Annotated in this window: 19 protein-coding genes; 7 read left to right on the forward strand and 12 right to left on the reverse strand. The window is 55.2% G+C overall.

Annotation, left to right across the window (positions count from 1 at the left end; translation table 11 throughout):
• Positions 1 to 2 precede the first annotated feature (2 nt).
• From mutS to AC3Y2E_RS10710, 8 genes are all read right to left on the reverse strand, one after another.
• Positions 3 to 2,729: a DNA mismatch repair protein MutS gene (gene mutS, locus AC3Y2E_RS10675; RefSeq protein WP_379209957.1), complete on the reverse strand. Its 2,727-nt coding sequence runs from the start codon at positions 2,727 to 2,729 to the stop codon at positions 3 to 5.
• Between the two features lie 213 nt (positions 2,730 to 2,942).
• Positions 2,943 to 4,274 carry a putative amidoligase domain-containing protein gene (locus AC3Y2E_RS10680; RefSeq protein ID WP_379209959.1) on the reverse strand — a complete coding sequence of 444 codons (1,332 nt, stop codon included), beginning with the start codon at positions 4,272 to 4,274 and terminating at the stop codon, positions 2,943 to 2,945.
• A gap of 159 nt (positions 4,275 to 4,433) precedes the next feature.
• Positions 4,434 to 5,000, reverse strand: coding sequence for an outer spore coat protein CotE (locus tag AC3Y2E_RS10685; RefSeq protein WP_190924887.1), 567 nt, complete (start codon positions 4,998 to 5,000; stop codon positions 4,434 to 4,436).
• A gap of 704 nt (positions 5,001 to 5,704) precedes the next feature.
• The gene (locus AC3Y2E_RS10690) at positions 5,705 to 6,385 is read right to left on the reverse strand and encodes a FadR/GntR family transcriptional regulator (RefSeq protein WP_332073598.1); all 681 of its coding nucleotides are present in this window, start codon (positions 6,383 to 6,385) and stop codon (positions 5,705 to 5,707) included.
• Positions 6,386 to 6,550: 165 nt separating this feature from the next.
• Positions 6,551 to 7,387 (reverse strand): ABC transporter permease, encoded by an 837-nt coding sequence (locus AC3Y2E_RS10695; RefSeq protein ID WP_379209962.1) that lies wholly within the window; start codon positions 7,385 to 7,387, stop codon positions 6,551 to 6,553.
• Positions 7,388 to 8,179 carry an ABC transporter ATP-binding protein gene (locus AC3Y2E_RS10700; RefSeq protein ID WP_379209965.1) on the reverse strand — a complete coding sequence of 264 codons (792 nt, stop codon included), beginning with the start codon at positions 8,177 to 8,179 and terminating at the stop codon, positions 7,388 to 7,390.
• Between the two features lie 22 nt (positions 8,180 to 8,201).
• On the reverse strand, positions 8,202 to 9,212 hold the full coding sequence (locus AC3Y2E_RS10705; protein ID WP_379209967.1) for an ABC transporter substrate-binding protein: 1,011 nt from the start codon (positions 9,210 to 9,212) through the stop codon (positions 8,202 to 8,204).
• Positions 9,213 to 9,430: 218 nt separating this feature from the next.
• The gene (locus AC3Y2E_RS10710) at positions 9,431 to 10,954 is read right to left on the reverse strand and encodes a carboxypeptidase M32 (RefSeq protein WP_379209969.1); all 1,524 of its coding nucleotides are present in this window, start codon (positions 10,952 to 10,954) and stop codon (positions 9,431 to 9,433) included.
• A 142-nt stretch (positions 10,955 to 11,096) separates the two neighbouring features.
• Between AC3Y2E_RS10710 and AC3Y2E_RS10715 the strand changes: the two genes are divergently transcribed.
• On the forward strand, positions 11,097 to 11,447 hold the full coding sequence (locus AC3Y2E_RS10715; RefSeq protein ID WP_379209971.1) for an iron-sulfur cluster biosynthesis family protein: 351 nt from the start codon (positions 11,097 to 11,099) through the stop codon (positions 11,445 to 11,447).
• Between the two features lie 76 nt (positions 11,448 to 11,523).
• Here AC3Y2E_RS10715 and AC3Y2E_RS10720 read toward each other — a convergent pair whose 3' ends face one another.
• Genes AC3Y2E_RS10720 through AC3Y2E_RS10730 form a run of 3 tightly spaced genes read right to left on the reverse strand, consistent with a single transcriptional unit; the run spans position 11,524 to position 13,295 of the window.
• A complete protein-coding gene (locus AC3Y2E_RS10720; protein WP_379209973.1) occupies positions 11,524 to 12,102 on the reverse strand; it encodes a beta-class carbonic anhydrase in 579 nt (192 codons plus the stop codon).
• Between the two features lie 52 nt (positions 12,103 to 12,154).
• Positions 12,155 to 12,811, reverse strand: coding sequence for an HD domain-containing protein (locus AC3Y2E_RS10725; RefSeq protein WP_379209975.1), 657 nt, complete (start codon positions 12,809 to 12,811; stop codon positions 12,155 to 12,157).
• Positions 12,750 to 13,295: a DUF309 domain-containing protein gene (locus AC3Y2E_RS10730; protein ID WP_379209977.1), complete on the reverse strand. Its 546-nt coding sequence runs from the start codon at positions 13,293 to 13,295 to the stop codon at positions 12,750 to 12,752. The genes AC3Y2E_RS10725 and AC3Y2E_RS10730 overlap by 62 nt, the downstream gene beginning before the upstream one ends.
• A 228-nt stretch (positions 13,296 to 13,523) precedes the next feature.
• On the opposite strand from AC3Y2E_RS10730, the gene AC3Y2E_RS10735 reads away from it, so the two are divergent.
• The 4 genes from AC3Y2E_RS10735 (at position 13,524) to AC3Y2E_RS10750 (ending at position 17,073) form a co-directional block, all read left to right on the forward strand.
• Entirely contained in the window at positions 13,524 to 13,943 is a 420-nt protein-coding gene (locus AC3Y2E_RS10735; RefSeq protein WP_379209979.1) for a hypothetical protein, read from the forward strand.
• Positions 13,940 to 14,218: a YxcD family protein gene (locus tag AC3Y2E_RS10740; RefSeq protein ID WP_190924905.1), complete on the forward strand. Its 279-nt coding sequence runs from the start codon at positions 13,940 to 13,942 to the stop codon at positions 14,216 to 14,218. Before AC3Y2E_RS10735 ends, AC3Y2E_RS10740 begins: the two co-directional genes overlap by 4 nt.
• Before the next feature lie 140 nt (positions 14,219 to 14,358).
• Positions 14,359 to 16,272: a glycosyl hydrolase family 18 protein gene (locus AC3Y2E_RS10745; RefSeq protein WP_379209982.1), complete on the forward strand. Its 1,914-nt coding sequence runs from the start codon at positions 14,359 to 14,361 to the stop codon at positions 16,270 to 16,272.
• Positions 16,273 to 16,575: 303 nt separating this feature from the next.
• A complete protein-coding gene (locus AC3Y2E_RS10750; protein WP_379209984.1) occupies positions 16,576 to 17,073 on the forward strand; it encodes a GNAT family N-acetyltransferase in 498 nt (165 codons plus the stop codon).
• Positions 17,074 to 17,200: 127 nt separating this feature from the next.
• Here the strand turns inward: AC3Y2E_RS10750 and AC3Y2E_RS10755 are convergent, their stop codons facing one another.
• Positions 17,201 to 19,282 carry a thioredoxin domain-containing protein gene (locus AC3Y2E_RS10755; protein WP_379209986.1) on the reverse strand — a complete coding sequence of 694 codons (2,082 nt, stop codon included), beginning with the start codon at positions 19,280 to 19,282 and terminating at the stop codon, positions 17,201 to 17,203.
• 261 nt (positions 19,283 to 19,543) lie between these two features.
• Here AC3Y2E_RS10755 and AC3Y2E_RS10760 point away from each other — a divergent pair, with 261 nt between their 5' ends.
• Together AC3Y2E_RS10760 and AC3Y2E_RS10765 are read left to right on the forward strand one after the other, a co-directional pair.
• On the forward strand, positions 19,544 to 21,700 hold the full coding sequence (locus AC3Y2E_RS10760; RefSeq protein ID WP_379209988.1) for a sensor histidine kinase: 2,157 nt from the start codon (positions 19,544 to 19,546) through the stop codon (positions 21,698 to 21,700).
• A complete protein-coding gene (locus AC3Y2E_RS10765; protein ID WP_379209991.1) occupies positions 21,675 to 22,376 on the forward strand; it encodes a response regulator transcription factor in 702 nt (233 codons plus the stop codon). Before AC3Y2E_RS10760 ends, AC3Y2E_RS10765 begins: the two co-directional genes overlap by 26 nt.
• Positions 22,377 to 22,418: the final 42 nt, after the last annotated feature.

Genomic DNA, 22,418 nt, shown 5'->3' on the forward strand with positions numbered 1-22,418 from the left:
CGTTATTTTAGGTCTGCAGATGCTTTCTGCTTTAGTTCGTACAGGAAATTCATCGCCTGAAGAGGCGTCATATTGATCAGATCGGCTGACTTCAGCTGCTCCACCAGCTTCTCGGCGGCAAGCTCCGACTTGGTCTTCGTCTTGCCCCCGGGCTTGTCCGACTTCTCGCCTTCGCCGAACAGGCTGAGCTGCACGATAGGCGAAGCTTCCATCACCCTGTCGGGTTGCGAAAATTCCACTTGCACAGCGGCGGACGGCGGTGAGGACGGCTTCGTCTCGTTTTGCCTCAGCGCCTCCTCGACGGAGGCCGCCGCTTCGCCGGGACTTTGCAGGACCGAGGAGATCGCCTCGAACCGGTTCAGCAAGTCATAAGCCCGGTCGATAATCGAGTCCGGAAGCCCGGCGACCCGCGCGCAGTAAATCCCGTAGCTCGTGCTTGCCGCTCCGCGGATCATTTTGCGTAAAAACGTAACGTCCTGCCCGCTTTCCTTGACGGCCATGCAATGGTTGCGGAGCGCGGACATCGTCTCCTCCAGGTGAGCCAGCTCGTGAAAATGAGTCGATACGAGCGTCTTGCAGCCGATCCGGTCGTGCAAATATTCGATGACCGCCTGCGCGATCGCCATCCCTTCGGCGGTTGACGTGCCTCTGCCCAGCTCGTCGATAATGACGAGACTGTGCGAGGTTGCCTTGGCGGTCATCGTCCGGATATCCATCATCTCGACCATGAACGTGCTCTGTCCGCCGACGAGGTCGTCCGCAGCGCCGATTCGGGTGAAGATGCGGTCGACGATCGGCACGACGGCACGTTCCGCCGGGACGAAGCAGCCGATCTGCGCCATGATGCAGATCATCGCCACTTGGCGCATGTACGTGCTCTTCCCCGCCATATTCGGTCCGGTGATCAGCAGCACGCGGCCGTCGTCCGCCGCCATCTGGGTATCGTTGGCAATAAACGAGCCGTCCTTCAATATCGCTTCCACGACAGGATGACGTCCGTCTTCGACGTTCAACTCATATTGGCCGGACAATTCCGGCTTGCGGTACCGGTAAGCGGCGCTTACCGCCGCAAACGACTGGAGCACGTCCGCGGTGGCGATCGTCTCGGCCAGCAGCTGCAGACGTTTGACCTCGCCGGCCAGCTTGTTCCGCAGCTCGATGAACAGGTCGTACTCGAGATCGACCATCTTCTCCTCGGCTTCGAGAATAAGCGCTTCTTTCTCCTTCAGCTCCGGAGTCACGAACCGCTCCGCATTGGCCAGCGTCTGCTTGCGCTCGTAGCGGTTCTCCGGCAGCGACCCGAGGTTGCTGCGCGTCACTTCGATATAATAACCGAATATTTTGTTGTAGCCGATCTTCAGCGAACGGATGCCGGTCGCTTCGCGCTCCTGGCGCTCCAGCTCGGCGATCCACTTCTTGCCGTTCGTGCTCGCTTCACGGAGCTGATCGAGCCGCCCGTGGAAGCCGGTCTTGATCAATCCGCCTTCGCGGACCGATACCGGCGGCTCCTCGGCGATTGCGTCTCCGATCCACTGCAGGATATCGCCGCAGTCATCCATCGTTTCCCCCAGCGTCCGGAGCGTCGCCGACCCGGAGGAAACACAAAGCTGCCTGACCGCCGGCACCTGCATCAGCGACAGCTTCAGCGCAAGCAGGTCGCGCGCGTTGGCGCTGCCGTATGAGATACGCCCGACCAGCCTTTGCAGATCGTACACTTCCTTGAGCTGCTGCCGCAATTCCTCCCGGACGATCAGCCCGTTGTACAAACAGTCGACGGCTTCAAGCCGCTGCTCGATCGCATCCCGGCTAGTAAGCGGTTTGTCGATCCATCTGCGGAGCAGCCTCGCGCCCATGGAAGTGACGGTCCGGTCCAGAAGCCACAGCAGCGAACCTTTTTTGGACCGCTCGCGGACCGTCTCGGTAAGCTCCAGGTTGCGTCTGGTGAACGGGTCCATCGTCATATGCTGCTGGCGGTCGTACGCCTCGATATGCGTAATATGGGATAAGGAGCGCTTCTGCGTCTCGTTCAGATAGGAGAGCAGCAACGAAGCCGCATCCCGGCATACAGACGGAATCGCACGCCGCTCCTCCTCGGGGAACTGGCTCTCGAACAACTCTTCGTCCATGCCGGATCTGGCAGTGAACAGCTTGGTGGTCAGCCAGCCGGACATCGAGCTTTGCAGCTTATCCAGCAGCTCCGGCTGTCCGATCAGCTCGGACGGAGCATAGACGTTAATTTCGTCGACGAGCTGCTCCAGCGTATCTTCGGTTTTCGTCACGAACAGCTCGCCGGTTGACAGGTCACAGGCGGCGAGCCCATATTGATCGTCCACGGAGGTGACGCAGACGAGGAAGTTGTTTTTCGTCTCTCCCAGCGTCTTGCCGTCCATGACGGTGCCCGGAGTCACGATCCGCACGATCTCCCGGCGGACGGGGCCTTTCGCTTCCGCAGGATCTTCGACCTGCTCGCAAATCGCAACCTTATATCCTTTCTCGATCAGCCGGGTTATGTACGATTCCGCCGAATGGTACGGAACGCCGCACATCGGTATGCGCTCCTCCATGCCGCCTTCCCTGCCGGTCAGCGTTATCTCCAGCTCTTGCGAAGCTTTGATCGCATCCTCGAAAAACATCTCGTAAAAATCGCCCAGGCGGAACAACAAAAAAGCGTCCTCCGCCTGCGCCTTGATCGATAAATATTGCTCGATCATCGGTGTATATTTGGTCATGTCCATCCCCCAACCGCGATTGATGCGCCAACGGATGCCGCTAACGTCTCTTCTCTATCAAACTATTATATCATAAATCGCGGCTTTCTCCTTGTTTTGCAGCCTTAGGAAGAATTTTATAGATAAGCATTATAAAAGTTCTTCCCTAGGTAGAATTTTATAGTTAAGCATTATAAAAGTTCTTCCCTAGGTAGAATTTTATCCTTCCGCTCGTCAGCGCTCCTTCCACGGACCTATTTTCCAGCCCATCCGGATATCGCGGGACTCGTCCCAGCTTATTCCCAATCGGACCATTCGTAAGAAAGGGGACACCATCTGCTCATACCGCCGGTATCCGTCAAGTCCGTACAGTTCGTCGATCAGCGGCTTCACCGCGTCCGCCAGCCGTGGCTTGTCGCCCTCGTAATAGGCCCGGAGCAGCTCGAAGTTCCGCAGCGGCCTCTGATGAAGGCCGCGATAAGAAGAAGAGAGCAGCGCAGCGAGCCCCAGCACGCCCTTCGTAATAACCGGGGTGACGAGCCAGCTGGGAAGCGTCCGGTATTCGAATCCTCCGTGCGGCTGGCGGCGGACATCCCCCGGCGCGCCGTACCGGGGACGCCTTGCCTGCGAACGTCGGTCTTCGATCAGCATGAGCGGCAGCGCCAAGTAATTGTCCAGTACGCGCAGCAGCGAGCTGTTCAGCCAGAGTCCGCTCAGATGGATATGCCCGCCGAGGGCGAATCCTTTGGCGGGCATTCCTCCGGCCAGCCATCGCATCCCCGGCCGATCGGGGATATGTTCGGCTGCAAGGTACAGCGCTTTGCGGATCGAAGCGAACAGCTTTCCCGGGTCGGGGCTGGGCTCCGGCCTCAGCTCGGCGAGCGGATACAGCAGCCGTTCCCCGATCCGCACATGATCGCAGCCGGCAAGTCCCCGTCTCGGAAGATAAGCGGATGCCGGCACAACTTGGCCTTCAGCGTTCATAAGCAGAAATTCCGGGTCCGCCCCCAGAGTAGCGTCACGGCTTCTCCCGCTTTCCTCCGCCCTTCTTTCGCGATATTCCGCCAGCGCCACACCGAACGCCAATGCGGCAGATTGCTCCAGCTCAGGATACGGCTCGACTCCGAGCAGAACCGGCTTGCCGTCCGCACCGATCCCGATGTCAACGACGCCGTAATCCAGCCCCAGCATATACAAGATCCGGCCCGCTGCTTTCTCGGCCCGTTTCAGCCTTTTGTCGAGTCTGTCTTCATCGGCGGCGGGTTCCCATTCTCTCTCGTATGTAGGCGGCAGAAATCCTTTCGCGAACCGCGACCCGGATACCGGCTGCAACCTTTCAGCCGTAAACACGCCGCTGGTGACGGAACGGTAGGTCGCTATCGTCTCCAGATGAAACAGACAAAACCGGTAACGGCGGGTGACGGCCCGCATCGTTCCGGTTGTCGATAAGTCCGAGTAGCCGAGCAGACCCGGCAGAGAGATCAACAGCCGCTGATTCCGCGCCGCCTCCACCGCCTCCCTGCCGTTCAGTCCCAGCCGCTCTGCTTCGGTGAACAAGACGTCCATCCGGCCACCTCATTTCCCCCATCTTTAGCAGATCGGAGCTTCTTTCAGCTCCGGTGCAGGAGCTAAAGTACGAGCCAAGCCTAATCTTACGTTCCCGATAAAAAAGAGGGCGGATGCCCCCTGGCGAAACGTCTTCTCCCGCATAGTATAACGTAAGTATTAATTCACATCGTCGTCGAGCAGATCCGGATCAAGATCCTCATAATCGCTCTCATCGTGGCTCGCGAACTCGACTTCTTTATCGAGATCGTCGCAGCCGCCCGGGCACACGGAGACGCACACCTTCGTCTCAGCGATCATCTCCACCTGGAACTCCCGCTCCACCCGGATAACGACACCGTTGCCGGAGGACGAAACGCCCGCTTCCACACAGTTCGGGTCTTGCGTTGCGACCGCAGCGACCTCCACCGTAGAAGCCCTATGTTTCGGATCAAGATACGACAGCGGTACTAACTCGACGTAAGAGATTGTCTCTTTCGCTACGTCTGTGCTCTTGTTTTTGTCGTAAGAATACCAAATGTTGATATCGTAAGTACCTACCACCTCGATCCCGTCGTTGCCTCTAACCGCTTCATACTCGTGGTTAATGACCCAGGCGCCAAGAATACTCGACGGATTGTGTGGCGGAGTTACGGTATGCGTCACTTGCGAAAACTTACGACCTTTGCCGCATACAGCTTTCGTAATGATTTCTCTGCAATTCATATCTCTATGTGCTATCGACATCCTGCAAACCTCCTCCATGACAAATCATTCATTAAAAGTGTATGCAGGACATTCGTCTAGGGTGACAACATTTTTTAGGTTCGGCCCACAAATTGTATTTCCAAAATATCTCTTTCCCTTTATTCCAATCCTATTGCTCCTCCGGGATGTCCTATGCACAATTCCGCCCGGCTATTTCTCATTCCTGAGCAGAGAGCAAATAAACCGTCCGGAAAACGTCCGGACGGTCCTTTGTCGTGCAAGCCCCTGCGTTGGTGCTTGGGAAGAGATCGGATTCCTTATGTCCAGCCGTTCGTCCACTATCGTGTTGTAGATCCGGGACAGGACGGCAACGTCCGGCTTCCCTTCCCCTGTAAGCTTTTTACGGAAGTTTTACTTCCGTTATTTGTTGTTCGCAGGTGAAAATGGACGTATAACGGAACATTTTGTTCCTTTATTCCCAGTTCAAACGTCTTTATCACTTTAAAAATCCAAAATTAAGGAAACGAAACTTCCGCTGTTGCGAGAGAACGGCGTACCTCTCGGGAATAACGGAAATCACTTTTCCGCTACACGTTGGACAGCCGGTGATTCATGGTGCATCCACCAATGGTAGTGTCCCAATCGCATCGTTCTTGTTTGCTTATCCTCCGTTTTTGTGGTCCTCGCTTTCCTAACAAAAAAAAGAGCGGCTGCCCGCTCCTTTCCGGTATTCCTTCCTCTCCTTAGCCTCCGACGTACTTCTTAAGCGGCACCAGATGCCGCTCCATCTCCGCCTTGGCGCTCTCCGTGTTTTTTTCCCGAATATACCGCACAATGTTGCGGTGCTCCTCGAGCGATTTTTTCGTATCCTCTACGTTGCCGAAATGGCTTTCGCGGATTTTGATAAAGAAGTTGTTCAGCACTTCGCTAAATTCGCAATACGTCTCGTTGCCCGTCGAGCGGAACAAAGCCCGGTGGAACTGCAGATCCTCCTCGATCGGAAGCTCGCCTTTTTTAATTCTGGCCTCCATTTCGCGAATCCATATATCCATCTCGCCGATCAGTCTCAGATCGTACAGCTCGATGGCCAGCTCTACTGCGCCCAGCTCCAAAATCCGGCGTGTTTGCAGCAGCTCCTTGATGATCCGGTCTTCCCGTTTCCAGCGGAAGCTGACCTGATCCAGCACGGGCTTCAGCGACGCTCCGTCCACATAGATGCCGTCACCGGGCTTGATTTTGATCAATCCGACGGTCTCCAGCGATTTCAGAGCTTCCCGTACGACAGTCCGGCTCACCCGCAGCGATTCGATCAGCTGTTTCTCCGAGGGCAGCTTGTCCCCCTCCTTCAGCCCTTCCTCCAAAATGTGAGTTTTGATTCTCTCCGTTACCACTTGCGACAAGTTTACTTTCTCCGGTATTTCCAAGACGCGCTCTCCTTCGCTTAGCACTCGGCTCCTGTTGGTTGGACCATATGATCCAGGCTTACGACTAATTTATCGATTCCTGCCGAGGTTGTCAACGGATTCCGCAGAAAATCCGGTTTTTTCCGCACGAAAAAAGGGAGCGGCTTCGCGCAGCCTCACTCCCTCTCACTTCCGGTTCATCCTCGCTTCGAAGTACGCCACGATCTGATACATGACGGTTGCGACAATCGCAATGATCACCAGGCTTCCGAGCACAAGCGTAAAGTTGAACACCTGGAAGCCGTAAATAATCAAGTAGCCGAGCCCTTCCTTGGAGACGAGAAACTCGCCGACGATGACGCCGATCCAGGCCAGACCGACATTCACCTTTAAGGTGGATACAATCGTAGGAAAGGATGCCGGCAAAATAACTTTCCGGTACGACGCGGCTCTCGAGCCTCCGAACATCCGCACCACCTTTACATAATTCGCGTCCACTTCCTTGAAGCTGGAATAGACGACCAGCGTCGTAATAATGACGGTAACCGCCAGCGTAATGGCGATGATCGACATCATATTCGGTCCGAGTCCGACGATGAACAAAGGGCCGAGCGCCACCTTCGGCATGCTGTTCGCTACGACGATGTAAGGGTCGAGCACTCGCGCCAGAAATGGCGACCACCAGATCAAGGTGGCCACCCCCGTTCCGATCAGCGTGCCTAACACAAAGCCGATTCCGGTTTCCAGCACCGTCGTCCACACATGCGGCAGCAGCGTGCCGTCGGCGATCTTATCCGCAAGCAGGGTGGCAATTTTACTAGGGTAGCTGAACAGCAGCACATCGATCCATTTGAACCGTCCGGCCAGCTCCCACAAGCCGATAAATAGGACCAGAATGGCGATCTGGGTCGTAATCACGGCAACGCTTCTGCGCCGGTTCCGGCTGCGGTGCTGCTTGTAAATGAGTTCCGGCAGGCCGGACGTCTCGCCGACATCCGCCGTTTGCTCGTGTCGAGGGGTCATTTACGTCTCCCTCCTTGCTTCCATCTCTTCGAATTCGTTCCATATCTCGTTAAACAGCGAATGAAATCCCGGCAGCTCCCTTGCTTTCATCGGACTCGCTTCGCGAATCGGACCGGGAATGCTCATCTCCCGCCGAACCCGTCCCGGGCTGTGATCGAGCACGATAACCCGGTCGCTCATCGCGATCGCTTCCGTGATATCGTGCGTTACGAGTATGGCCGACTTGCGTCTGGCTCGCAGCGTATCCAGTACGAGCTGCTCCAATTGGAGCTTCGTCTGGTAATCGAGGGCGGAGAACGGCTCGTCAAGCAGCATAATGTCGGGCGAGGTTGCCAGTGTTCTTACCAGTGCGGCCCGCTGCCGCATCCCTCCTGACAGCTGATGGGGATAACGGCTGACGACATCGGCCAGCCCCATCTCCCGGAGCATCCGGGTTACGCTTTTTTTGTGTTCGTCCGTCACTTTGCCTTGCAGTTCCAGGCCGATGCAGGCATTGTCGAGTATCGTCCGCCAAGGAAACAAATAATCGTGCTGCAGCATATAGCCGACCTTCGACGAAGGGCCGTCCACGGGCTGGCCGAACAGCTGCACTACGCCCGCCGTCGGCTCGATCAGCCCGGCTATGATGGAGAGCAGGGTCGTCTTGCCGCAGCCGCTCGGGCCGACCAGGCTGACGAATTCTCCTTGCGCCAGCGAGAGGCCGACCCGGTCGACCGCCAGGGATGCGCCTTTGTCAGATACATATACGTGAGTCACATCGTTCAGAACGACCGCAGGTTTCTTGTCCGTCACTTGCAGTCACCTACCTCCGGCGTCACTTTTTGGCGGACTCGATCGCCATCGCGGCGAACGTATTATCCACCAGCGCCTTGTAATCGGCACGCTGCTTCAGTTCTCCGGCCGACTGCATGACGTCCTGCAGATTGTTCCATTCCTTCTCGTCGACGATCGGATCGGTGGCGAATGATTGCTGCTCCTTGTACCGCTTCACGACCGCTTTGACGATTTCTTTATCGGTATCGGTGAAATACGGAGTGACCGCCTGGGCGATTTCATCGACCGATTTGTCGGCGACCCATTGCTGCGCCCGATAGACGGCGTTCGTAAACTTCTGGATCGTTTTCGCGTTTTTGGTCAGGAAGCTTTTCTTCGTCATGTAGACCGTATAAGGAAGCTGTCCGCTCTCCACCCCGAACGAAGCGATGACGAACCCTTTGCCTTCCTTCTCGATGACGGCCGCCTGCGGCTCAAACATTTGGACGTAGTCGCCGGTGCCGGACGAGAACGCGGCCGGAATGTTGGCGAAATCGACGTTTTGGATCAGCTTCAAATCTTTTTGCGGGTCGATCCCTTTTTTCTTCAGCGTAAATTCTCCGGCCATTTGCGGCATGCCGCCTTTTCGTTGGCCGAGAAACGTACTCCCCTTCAGCATGGACCAGTCGAACTTGTCGATTTTTTTGCGAGATACGAGAAACGTCCCGTCCGTCTGGGTCACTTGCGCGAAATTCACGACCGGATCGTCGGCTCCTTGCTGATACACGTAAATCGACGTCTCCGACCCGACCAGCGCTACATCAATCGTGCCGGACAGCAGCGCCGTCATCGTCTTATCCCCGCCTGCGGTCGTTGTCAGCTCGACATCCAGCCCCTCTTCCTTGAAAAAACCTTGACTCAACGCCACGTACTGAGGCGCGTAAAAGATCGAACGGGTCACTTCCCCGATCCGAATCTTTGTCTGGTCGCCTCCGGAGCCCGAGCAGGCGGCCAGCAGTACGGGAACAGCGGCCACGATCGCGATCAGGAGACACCTTAACGTTTTGCCCATGGGACAATCCTCCTTCACATCGGTTTGATGCCATCATCATATGCAGCCGCCTAGCGGAGGGTTAATAAAGTTGCGGCGGTCGGCGGCGCCAATTTCCCGCATCTTACGTAGCGCCGGCCTCAAGCTGCGCCGCTTGGCGCGAAGAACCACGCAAAAAAGCCGGTTATCCTATACGGATACCGGCACTTGATCTGTACACCTTCGTAAAATCCGATCGGCTACAGCTTGTATATTTCTTTATATTTGGTCTGCAAATAATCGACCAGGTAGTCCGGATTAAGCGGCTCTCCCGTAACCCGGGTGATGATCTCATCCGGCGTGAGCAGCTTGCCGTAACGGTAAATGTTGTCGATGAGCCAGTTTTTAATCGCCGCGAATTCGCCCTTGGCAACCAGATCGTCCAGATCGCCCAGCGCCTTCTCCATCGTATGACGGATCTGCGCGGAGTACAGGTTGCCCAGCGAGTAAGAAGGAAAATAACCGAAGCTGCCGCCGGACCAGTGGACGTCCTGAAGAACGCCTTCCCCGTCGTTGCCAGGCGTAACGCCGAGATATTCCTTGTACTTCTCGTTCCAATAGGCCGGCAAATCGGCGACGGCGAGCGAGCCGTCGAACAGCTTCTTCTCGATCTCGTAACGGATCATAATGTGCAGGTTGTAGGTCAGCTCGTCGGCTTCGATCCGGATCAGCGAAGGCTGAACGACATTGATTCCGCGATAAAACGATTCCGCCGAAACCTCTCCGAGACGGTCCGGATACAGCTCCTTAAGCTCCGGCAAATACCGGTTCCAGAACGACCGGCTGCGCCCGATCATATTTTCCCAAAACCGCGACTGCGATTCGTGAATCCCCATCGATGTGCCGGTGCATAACGTGGTACCGATCAATTCTTCGGATAGATTTTGCTCGTACAGCGCATGTCCGCATTCGTGGATCGTTCCGAAAAGGGCGCTTGTGACGTCGTCGGTCAAGTATCTGGTCGTAATCCGCACGTCACCGGGATTCAGACCGGATGCAAACGGGTGCACGCTTTCGTCCAGCCGTCCTGCGTCGAAATCGTAACCGAGCTCGCGCAAGATGTACCGGCTGAACTTCTTCTGCTGTTCGACGTCGAACGATTGCTTCAAAAAGGAAGTATCCGGAACGTTCGCCGACTGCTGGATCTCCGATACAAGCGGTACGAGCTTCTCCCGGAGCCCCGCAAACAGCGGGTCCAGCTTCTCGACCGTCATGCCCGGCTCGTACATATCGAGCAGCGTATTGTATTTATGTCCCTCGTAGCCCCACAGCTCGATAAACTCCAGATTGGCGGCCACGATTTTTTCCAGATACGGCTGGAACATGGCGAAATCCGACTTTTCTTTCGCTTCTTCCCACACCGACTCCGCTTGGGAAGTCAGCACGACGTACGCCTGGTACTTGTCGGCCGGAATTTTCTTGCTGCGGTCGTACTCTTTCTTGCACTCCTCGACGAGCTTGCGGTTCAGCTCATCCAGCTGCCCGAGTACGCCGGGCTCCGTCAGTTCTTCTATGTAACGCCCCATCTCGTCCGATACGGACATTTTGAACATTTCCGCGGACAGCTCTCCGATCGCCTCGGAACGGACTCCGACACCTTTTTTGGGCGCGCCGGTGCGCAAATCCCAATACATCACATCCAGCGCTTCGCCGTAACTTTTCATTTTCCTGACATAGCTTCGAAACGACTTCAGCTTGTCGGCCAGCGGTTCAGTTACACTCATCTGCGAATCGTGCCTCCTTCGGAATATAAGTACAGATGGTTTCATCATACTTGTTCAAGAAAGAGGAAGCAACTTTGGGCCCCGGCCCTCCTGTATGGTATAATAAACGGTCATACGGCACCGAATAGGGGAGGGGAACGAGATGAACATCCAATTTACCGATGAAGCCGCCGCTCATATACGGGATACGTATTTTGCCAAAAGCGCGGCAGGCGCGATCAAGCTTGCCTATGATACGGAAGGCTGCGGATGCGCCGTTAACGGGGTAGCCGCCCTGTGGCTCGTCGACAGTCCGGAGGAGGACGACATGCTGGCGCGCAGCAACGTGTTTACGATCTTTTACGACCCTCGGCACGAGGTGTATTTCGAGGAACGGCTGCTTGTCGACAAGCGCGGCGGTGCCGGAGACTTGGTATTAAAAAGCAGCGCGCAAACGTACAATCCGTCCATGAAAGTGATCGACCGCCGCACGTCCGCGGCAAACCGTTCCTAACCTGCAGCGGCAATGCCACAGCAAAAAAGAGGCTAACCGGAGTCGTGCTGCACTCCCGGAAGCCTCTTTCTTTTTTTCATTTCGGCTGTTCAGTCAGCTCGTAGCCGGCGTCGACGACGTCCAGCTTGCCGGTTTTCGGATCGATCACCAAGCCATGGACCGGAATTTTCGGCACAAGCGGATGGTTGCGGATCAGGCTAACGCTGCTTTTGATGCTCTCGGTAACGTCTTCGAAGCCGCGAAGCCATCTTTCGATATGAAGGCCGGAGTTCTCCAAAATTTCGAGCGTTCTCTCCTCGATGCCCCGCTCCAGAAACTTCTCCTTCATCCGGAGAGGATTCAAGTTGCTCATCCCGCAATCGTAATGGCCGATGACGAGCACTTCCTCCGCGCCGAGCTCGTAGATCGCAACAATAATACTGCGCATAATGCCGCCGAAAGCGGTCGATACGACGCCGCCTGCGGATTTGATCATTTTCACGTCGCCGTTTTTGATGTTCATGCTGGCATGAAGCAGCTCGATCAGCCGGGTATCCATGCACGTCAGCACGACGAATTTTTTATCGGGAAATTTGGAAGTCAGATAAGGCTCGAATTTATTTTGCTCCACGAAGGAACGGTTGAATTCAATAATTTGATCCAGCAGTCTTTTCATCGCAGTAGTCCTTCCTGTGTCAGTATGAGTTTCGCGCTGCAAGGGCTGCAGCTTATTTCGCAATAAAACCTTTCTCGACGGCTTCGGCGACCAGTCGCTCGGCGTATCTCCACAGCTCCGAAGCTCCTTCGCCGATCTGACGGTTTCTGGCCAGCACCCGGTCGCTTGTGATGCCATGCTCGTTCCACGACTGTCCTTCATTCTCGAAATTAAGCAGCATCGGCTGCAGCCGGTCGACGGCGGAAGCGAATCTCGACTCGCTCGTCTCCCTCGCTTCGAACTCTTCCCATAAGGCGATGCATTCCTGCCTCTGGTCGTCCGGCAGAAGGCCGAATATGCGCTGTGCCGCTGCCATTTCCCGGTCATATTTGCCTTCGAGACCTTTCTCGTCGTAGGCGAACGTGTCTCCGGCGTCTATTTCTACGAGATCGTGAATCAATAACATCTTCAAAGATTTCAGCAAGTCCGGTTTCGGTTCGTTCGCATGCTCATGCAGCATCATCGCCATCATCGCCAGATGCCACGTATGCTCCGCATCGTTCTCGAACCGCTCCTTGCCGATAATGCGGCTTTTGCGGTAAATCTGCTTCAGCTTGTCAATCTCCAGTATGAACCGGATTTGCTGTTCCAGCCTGGCGTTCATCCACTCACCCTTCCGCTTGAATGGCTGCGTTCCGTCTCCGTTCAGCCTCCCTTTGCCTGGCTTCAATCACCTCACTCCGGTCGCGCAGCGTATGTTTGTGAATCAGATAACGGTTGGCCGAATCGCTCGGCTGCCTCCAGACGAGTCCCCGCTCCCTGCATACGTTCTCGCACAATGCGAGTAAAGCGTCGTCCGTAAGCGGCAAATCCATATCGGTGAAAGGAATCGCATCATCCGAGGATAGTTCCTCCAGCTTGCGCCCCACTTGCTCGCGAAATGCCGGCGCATCGATACCCAGCGACTGCAGATGACGATCATCCGTATTGAGCAGCGACGCCGCCAACATCTTCACGGCGCCTCTCCGGTTGCCCCGCCTGTGGTGGTACAGCGCAACAGCCACTTGGATAAGCCCGACCCAGGTTTTGCTTCTCGGATCGTGAGGGTGTTCCTTCCAGTATTCCTCCAATATTTCGTGACACTCGAACAAGTCGCGATCCGCATGGAAATGAATCAGGTATTCGACGTAAGCTTCGGGATACACGCCGGCCACCGCCTCTCACTTCTAAGTTGGATTCCATCCCTATATTATATCACGATGGTTTTGAACTCTACAATTGGCAGATTTTCATCCGGCATCCGTTCCTCTCGGCGGCTCTGCCGAAAAAAATATTTAAAAAACATTAAAAAAAGTTAATAAAAAGCGAAACCGATGCCCAGGCTATTCGTAGTACATAACGCAGTGCAAATTTTAAACGCTTTCCACAGGAGGGTAATTACAATGAAAAAATGGATGCTGGTACTGATGGCTAGCCTGCTGTTCGTAGCATTCAGCGGCGTGGAGTCGGTAGATGCCAAACCGAAAGTCGGCGGTTATAAGTCCGGCAACAAATCGTATTCGCCGACCGACAATGCGACGAAGACCGATCCGGGCAAATCGACGACGAATCCGACTACCCCTGCTACCGCAGGAGCTGCAAAACCCGGCCTCTTCGGCGGCGGCGGCTTTATGAAAGGCTTGATGATCGGCGGTCTGGCCGGCATGCTGTTCGGCGGATTGTTCGGAGGCATGGGCTTCCTCGGCAATATTCTCGGACTGTTGATTAACGTGATGGCGATCGTCGCGCTGATCGTACTGATCCGTTACGTGTACGTGTACTTCCGCGACCGTAACAAAACGAAGAAGAGATTCCAAGAATGATATTAAACGAACAAGAGATCATTAACGCGATCTGTACGCATATGGCCGAACGCAAAGGCGTTCAACCGGCGCAAGTTAACGTTCAGCTGGAATGGGACGAGAGTCTCGGATTTTCCGCTGAGGTTACGATTGACGGCCGTTCCCAATATATCGTCGAAGCGAATATGCTGGAAGCGATCGAGCGGTACATGCTCAGCCATTACGACCGCCGCGTATTCCGCAGTGATCTGGAGCTCGACGTAGAAGACGAAATGTTCTGCAGAATTAAAGAGTAGCCGCCAGCCGGCTGAAGTGGTTGACGCCCCGATTCATCGGGGCGTTTTTCGCGCTTTCTCTTCTTTTTTGAAATCTCGCAACTATTTCCGTTTTGCGGCGTCTGATATAGTGCGAGATTGCGAGAGAAAGAGGTCGAGAGATGACAGGGAAAAGATGGATTGCCGCCTTGCTCGTGTCGGTTTTTATGCTGGCTGCTCCTTTTACGGCCGGCGCCGCCCCGAACAAGACGACGAAGTACCGCGTGTATCAGAACGAAGCCGCATTATCCGAGTTTTCCGATCTGAAGCAAGCGATCGCTTACGCCAACTGGTTCACCCACAGCTACGTCGAGGAAATCGAGACGAGGAACTGGGTCCACCACACGTACCCGCGTTACAAACTTTATCAGTATGACGTATCGCTCCCCGGTTGGGAGTTCGCTACGCTGGAGCAGGCCAAAGCCGTTGCCCAGTATTACGGCCACGCGTCGATCCGCGATATGCAGTCCGCCGGCTGGGTGTGGAACAACTACCCGCGCTACCGGCTGTACCAGGGCGGGATTACGCTCGACACTTGGGAGTTCGCCAATTTGAACGATGCGATCAAGGAAGCGACGTATTACTTGAACGCTCACGTCATCGATCTGGAGACGAACCAATGGGTATGGGACAACCTCTCGGCCGCCGACAAGCAGAAAGCCAGAGAAGGAGCCGCCGTTTACCAAGTGTACCAGAAGGGGCAAACGAAGGAAGAATGGAAGTTTGCTTATTTGGAAGACGCCGTGAACGAATCGTTGAAATGGTCCAACTCGATCGTCGTCGACAACTCGAACGGCAAAAAAACCGTCTATTCGAACGAAAGCAAATACAAAGTGTACCAAGGCAATAATCTGATCAACGAATTCGTCAGCATCAACGATGCGATTTATTATGCCCAATGGTTTTTACATATTTCCATTAAGACGGACGGCAAAGAAATTTGGAATAATTATCCATACTATCAAGTCTATCAAAGCAACGAGAAGGTTGCGGAATTCAAGACGATCGGCGAAGCGCTCCAATATGCGCAGTGGTACAAAAACATTTCGATCCGGACGTACCATGGGGACCGCATCTGGAACAATTTCCGCAAGCTGCTGTTCTGGGGCTGGAACGGCTCCTCGGCTGCCGACACGATCAAGAAGCAAGTGCAGACGACCGCGGGACTCGATGTCGATTCTCCGACCTGGTTCCAACTGGAAGATGCGGACGGGAATTTGAAAGATATGTCGAACAAGGAAAGCGTCGCCTGGCTGAAAAGTCAAGGTCACGAAGTCCATCCGCTCGTAGCCAATCAGTTTAATTCGACGCTGACGACCCAATTTCTCGCGAATCCGGCCGCCCAGCAGAAGTTCATTGCCGCTCTTGTGGGCCGCTCCTCCGATCTGGGCGTGGACGGGATCAACGTCGATTTCGAGAATTTGTCCGGCAAAGACCGCAAAGCTTTCACAGCCTTTATCGAATCGCTTACGGCTGCAGCTCATGCCAAAGGATTAAAAATCTCGATCGATTTGCCGCGAGGCAGCGTCAAATGGAACCATCAAACCGCCTTCGACCACGAGAAGCTTGGGAGCATCGTCGATTACATCATTACAATGACCTACGACCATCATTACTCCGGCAGCGACAAGCCGGGCTCCGTAGCGGGACTCGCCTGGGTCGAGGAAGGTGTGAAGGAGTTTCTCGAATACGGGATTCCGCGGGATAAGCTGATGATGGGCATTCCGTTTTATGTGAGAGAATGGAAAATCAACTCCGCTACCGGAGCGCTCGAGAGCAACCGCGCCATCTATATGAAAGATCTGCCTGCTCTTATCGAATCCAAAAAAGCCGTGTCTGTATGGGACCCGCAATTCGGCCAGTACAAGGTCGAATATACCGACGGCGAATACAAATACGTATTTTGGCTGGAAAACGAAGAAACCGTCAAAGCCCGCGTAGAGATCGCCAAAAAGTACGATCTTGCCGGAGTGGCCGCCTGGCGGTTAGGGTACGAGACGACCGATGTCTGGAATGCGATTTTGCCGCAAAAATAAAAAAGAGGCACGCGTACCGCGATTCGAGCTATGGGGATGTCCCAAAAGTGCCTGCACGATAGGGCGTGTCCCCATTTCCAATCGAAAGAACCTCAAATTCCATTGTTACGTGGAAGCTGAGGTTCTTTTTATCGAGGAATGCCGAGTTGAAGCTGTGCAAAATCGCAAGCGACTTTTAGCACAGCCTCTTTTTCCCCGCTGCAATTTTTGGCATTGTTTGACTGCACTTTTGGCGTACTTGCCGGGTGCGCCCGATATATACTCAATACAAATACCCCCGAGCGGGGCATGGAGGTATCAACCATGTACAGTTGCAGACCGGCGGTGCCTGCCGACTATCCGGCAATCTGTTCGTTACCGCAAACCGAGGAAGAGCTGTATTTCATGTTCCCTTCCGCAGCTTACCCGCTTACTCCGGAGCAGCTCGATGCGGCCGTGAGAATGCGCTGGCGGCCGACCGTCGTTACGATTGACGGCGTTATCGTCGGATTCGCCAACTTTTACGGCTGGGAGGAAGGCCGTCACTGCCATCTCGGCAACGTCATCGTAGCGGCGGAGCACCGGGGCACCGAGGCAGCGGGCTGCCTCATCCGCACGATGATCGGCAAAGCGCGCGATGAACTGAACGTGCCGAGGCTGCTGCTCGTCTGCCATCATACGAACCCCAGGGCCATGCTGTTTTATGACAAGCTCGGCTTTGTCCCGTACGGAATCAAGCGTATGAAAAACCGCCAAGGTGAGACGATCGTCGGTATTTTGATGGAGATGGCTTTGGCTTCGGGAGACGATGGACAGAAGTAAAAGAGATCCGCTCCGTGTGCTGTTATCAGCGTGCGGAGCGGATTTTGTATGACGTAGAGTATTGATTAACCTTACCTAATCGCAGAGAAACTTAGGTCGGGTCGTTCAACTAGTTGACGTCAGGCGGTTACCAGTCATCCGCAACTCCGTCCAGCATCTCTTCAAGCTCCTCCACATCGCCTGTCGGGGATTGGCACGAAAAGCCTTCGCACACGTAAGCCGTCGCTCGGCCGCCGAGCGCCCGTTTGTCCGCAACGAGCGGAATCGCCGCCCTTACTCGCTCGCCTTCCTCTCCGTCCGGGATAAGAATGATGATCGCATGCGGCAAAAACCGCGTCTGTACCGCTTCCAGCATCCGTTTCGTATCGTCCCGAGCCGGATCGCCGGCAATGACGATCTCCATTGGAGAGGCTACCGCAAAGTCCAGGGCGGTCAGCAGCATCGAATGTCCGCCCGGGTAACGGTCGGCCGCTCCGGCGAACGTCTGCAGTTGCTCGTCGGCTTGTTGCGACAGGACGGCGTCGTAGACGTATTTGGACAAGCGCTGCAAACTGTAGGCGGCGACGGAGTTGCCGGACGGCAGCGCGCCGTCGTACGTTTCCTTCATTCGCATCAGCAGCTGCTCGGCATCGTGCCCGTAGAAAAACAAACCGCCCTTCTCCCGGTCCCCGAACAGCTCCAGCATGTCGTGGGCGAGCCCTGAAGCTTTGTGCAAGTAATCCGGGTCGAACGTCGCTTCATACAGCTCGAGGAGCCCCCAGATCAGAAACGCATAATCGTCGACATAGCCGGCGTAAGCCGCTTCCCCGTCTCTGTACCTCGCCAGCAGCCTTCCGTCTTCCCGGCGCAGCTTGGACCCTAAGAATGACTCGGCTTTTTGCGCGGCATCCCGATAAGCCGGACGGTTTAACGCCTTGGCCCCCTTCGCTAGCGCCGCAATCATCAGTCCGTTCCAGGACGTCAAAATTTTATCGTCCTTGTGCGGATGAATCCGCTTCTCGCGATGGTTGAACAGCTTCCGGCGCCATTCGCTCACCCGGCTCTCCAGCTCGGAGACGTCGATGTTTTTCCGGCGCGCGAACGAATCCGGCATTTGCGTAATCCAATTGGGAATATTGTCTCCCTCAAAATTGCCTTCGGCCGTAATATCGAACAGCTCGCAAAACAACTCCCCGTCTTCGGCGCCGAGCACTTCAGCGATCTCCTCCGGTTTCCACACGTAAAACTTGCCCTCGCACCCTTCCGAGTCGGCATCCTCCGCGGAATAAAAGCCGCCCTCCGGATCGCTCATATCCCGCAGCACATACGTAAAAATCTGCTCCGCGACCTCGGCGTACCGGCGGCTGCCGGTCACTTGATACGCTTCCAGGTAAGCGATCGCCAGGAGCGCGTTATCATACAGCATTTTCTCAAAGTGCGGAACCAGCCAGCGTTCGTCCGTCGAGTAACGGGCAAATCCGTAGCCGATATGATCGTACATCCCGCCGCGGTGCATCGCGTCGAGCGTCTTCTCGACCATGTCGAGCGCCCGCTTCTCCCCCGTCCGCTTGTAATACCGGAGCAGCAGCGACAAGTTATGAGCGGCCGGAAACTTCGGGGCGGTACCGAACCCGCCATACGTCTCATCGAACGTCTGTGTATAATGCTGGAACGCCTTGTCCAGCGTCTGCTCGTTCAGCTCGCCCTGCAAATTGGAAAGCATTCGCGCTTTCGTCTCCTCAACGATCTGCTCCCCGATCTCCTCCACCCGGGTGCGATCCTCCCGCCATTTGTCCGCTAGCTGCGGCAGCAAATCCATCAGACCGTACCGGTTGTACTTACGGTTTTTGGGATAATACGTCCCGGCAAAAAACGGCTTCTTGTCCGGCGTCATGATCACCGTCAACGGCCACCCGCCCTGCCCGGTCATCGCCTGACAAACGGACATGTACAAGTGATCGACATCGGGCCTCTCCTCGCGGTCTACTTTGACTGCTATGTAATGCTCGTTCAGGATCGAAGCGACTTCTTCGTCTTCGAACGATTCTTGCTCCATGACGTGACACCAATGGCAAGTTGAATAGCCGATGGATAAGAAAACAGGCTTGTTGTCGCGCCTTGCGATCTCGAAAGCTTCTTCACACCAAGGGTACCAATGTACCGGGTTGTAGGCGTGCTGGAGCAGGTATGGCGATTTTTCGGCGATCAGCCGATTAGGTTTATGATTCATGGGCAAGTGAGTCACTCCGTCCTATCTGGTATTTCTCTTATCATATTCGATAAACTGCTTCAAAGCCATTCTCGCCGCTACTGCCCCCAATCCACTAAATCAAACTTTTTCTTGAAATCCCCCGCAGATTCTCCGATAATACGTTGTGTCGTTGTTCTTGTCTGATTCCAATTACCCATAAATCCAAGTCATAATCTCCACTTCCCCGTCATCCGACAAAACCATTATGACACACACAAGCTCATATCAGGAGATACCCTCATGAAATTCGCAGTTTCCGTGTTTTTAATGCTGTTCATTTGGTGTCATGCACCGCTATCGGTAACGGCCACGGTTGCGGTTGACACTCCCTCATCGCCGGATGCACAAAACCTGCAGCAATGGCACCCGGGCAAAGACGGGATCGTCGCCTTGAGCGGGCCTTGGGAGTTTTACTGGAACCGCTTGCTGGAACCCGGCGATTTTGCCGGGGGAATGCCGGACCAGCCGCTGACCGTTTCCGTACCGGCGGAGTGGAAGTCGTACACGATTGACGGACAAGCTTTGTCTAACGAAGGCTATGCGACCTATCGGATGAAGTTCGTTATATCCGGCGAGACGGGCGGCCGGCCGCTCGGGCTTTATGTCCCTAATGTCGCTTCCGCTTACCGGCTCTGGATCAACGGTGAGCATCTGGGCGGCAACGGGACAGTCGGCACGGATTCAGCAAGCATGATCCCGAGAAGCCACCCGAAGGTATATTCCTTTGTCCCGCGACCGGGCGACAACGAACTTATCATTCAAGTTTCCAACTTTGCTCAGCGGACGGGAGGCATCTGGGAGACCGTCGAATTGGGAGATGCGGATAAGATCGCTTCGCTGCACCGCAACCGGGTTCTGGTATGGGCGTTTCTGACTGGATGTTTGCTGGTCATGGCGGTGTTCTCGGTGTTCCTCTACTTGTTCCGCAAGCAGGACCGGTCCGCCTTATGGTTTGGCGTAATCTGTCTGGCCATCTGTACGAGGTCTTCCCTGTTGGGCGAATCGTTTGTTTACGTGCTGTTCCCGGGATTATCCTGGGAATGGGGAGTCAAGCTGGAGTACTTTTCGGAAATCGCCACCATTCTCAGCTTGGCCGCCTTTGTAAATAAGCAGTATCCGCAGGAAGCGACGGTGCGCCTTTTCCGCTTTTTTGCGGCCGCCTTGGCCGGATTCGGGTTGTTTGTACTCGTTGCGCCAGCTAGGGTGTACACTCATTTCATGCTGCCCTACGTGATCGTTTTGCTGCTTCCCGTTTTTCTGTATGTGATGTACGTTTATATTCGTGCCGCTCTTCGCCATAGAACCGGATCGCGAACGAACGTCATCGGCTTTTTAGGCTTTTTCGCCACCGTTATCCACGAAATGATGTACTATACCGGTCTCGTACCGTTCGGAGGGCTAGTTTCGTTCGGCTTGCTGTTTTTTCTGCTGACCCAGCTGTTGAACTTATCGCTGCTGTTCACTAGGGCCATCGCCCGGTCGGAGCTGTTGTCGGTCGAGCTGAGCAAGGTGATCGAATCGCAGGAGGAAACGATCCGGCAGCGAACCTCCGATCTGCAGTCCTTAAATGTGCAGCTGGAGCAGGGCAACCGGGAACTGAGCCGGATCGAAAACGTACGGAGCGCGCTGCTGGCCGAAGTTTACCACGATTTGTCGACTCCCATCACCGCTATGAAAGGGTTCTCCAAAGCGATTCATACGGCGGTCATCCCGCAGGAGGAAGCTCCTGCATACGCCGGCCGTATCTACGAACGCAGTCTGATGCTGGAGAAGCTGATCGACAACGTCCTTGAGCTAAGCCAATTGAATACCGGAGAAATTCAGTTTCAATTTGTGGAAGTGCCGCTGCTGCCGTTGTTGCGCCAATGGAGTGACGGGTATGCAGCCGAAGCAAGCGCGCAGGGAGTCGGGTTGATATGGGAAGAACCGGATCTTCCGCTTCCCCCCGGTCAGGAGCTGCTGGCGGTTCTGGACCCGTTCCGGTTCGAGCGGGTATTCGCCAATTTGATCTCCAATGCGGTGAAATACACCCCGGGCGATGGCCGCATTCGAGTGTGGACCGAGTTCGCACCTGCCGCCGATCCGGATCACGGGCCTGTCGTCGTCATCCATGTAGCCGATTCGGGCATAGGCATTCCGGAGGAGGCGCTGCCCCATATTTTCAAACGCCGCTACCGGGTCCCCGGCATTCACCAAACCAAGGCCGGAAGCGGTCTCGGGCTGGCGATCTGCAAGGAAATCGTGGCGCGTCATCAAGGAGAGATAGGCGTCAAAAGCATAATCGGCGAAGGAAGCGACTTCTATATCACGCTCCCCGTCATTGTCTGCGCTTCAAAGGCCGGCGCCGAAGCTTATGCCGAAGGAGGATACGATGGAAACGACGATTCTGCTGATTGAAGACGATCCCGATATCTGCGAGCTGGTAGCCCTTTATTTGCATAAAGAAGGATTCCGAATCGACATCGCCGGGAATGCGGAGCAGGGGCTGAATCTGTTTCAGCGCACGGCCTACGATATGCTGATTACTGATATCATGCTGCCGGGTATGGACGGTATGAAGCTCGTGCAGACGATTCGCGACCGCTCGGACCTGCCGATTATTTTCATAACAAGCAAAAAAGAACCGCGGGATATTGTGGCCGGATTAAACCTGGGCGGGGACGATTATGTAACGAAGCCGTTCGAACCGGAGGTGCTCGTTGCCCGTGTACAAGCAGGGCTGCGCCGCCAGCGCTCTACCGGAGGAAAAACCGGCGGACTAGCGGACGACGTCTGGAAAGACGGATGGCTTACGATCCGCAAGAAGCGGCTGGAGGTATTCGTCGACAACAAGCCGGTATCGATTCCGGCGAAGGAGCTTCAGCTGCTGCTGCATCTTCTGGAGCATCCCAAACAAGTGTTCAGCGTTAATCAGCTCTACGAAGCAATATGGGGCTGGGACGGCGCCAGCGACGACCGGACCGTCATGGTCCATATCCACAATCTCCGCAAAAAAATCGAAAAAGACCCGGCACATCCCCGATACATCGTGACGATCCGCGGTTTCGGCTACAAATTCGGCGTTGAGACCTGAGAGGTGCGCCTGATTCTAAACGGGTCAGCGATCCAGCCGCCT

This window comes from Paenibacillus sp. MAH-35 (genome assembly GCF_058135425.1).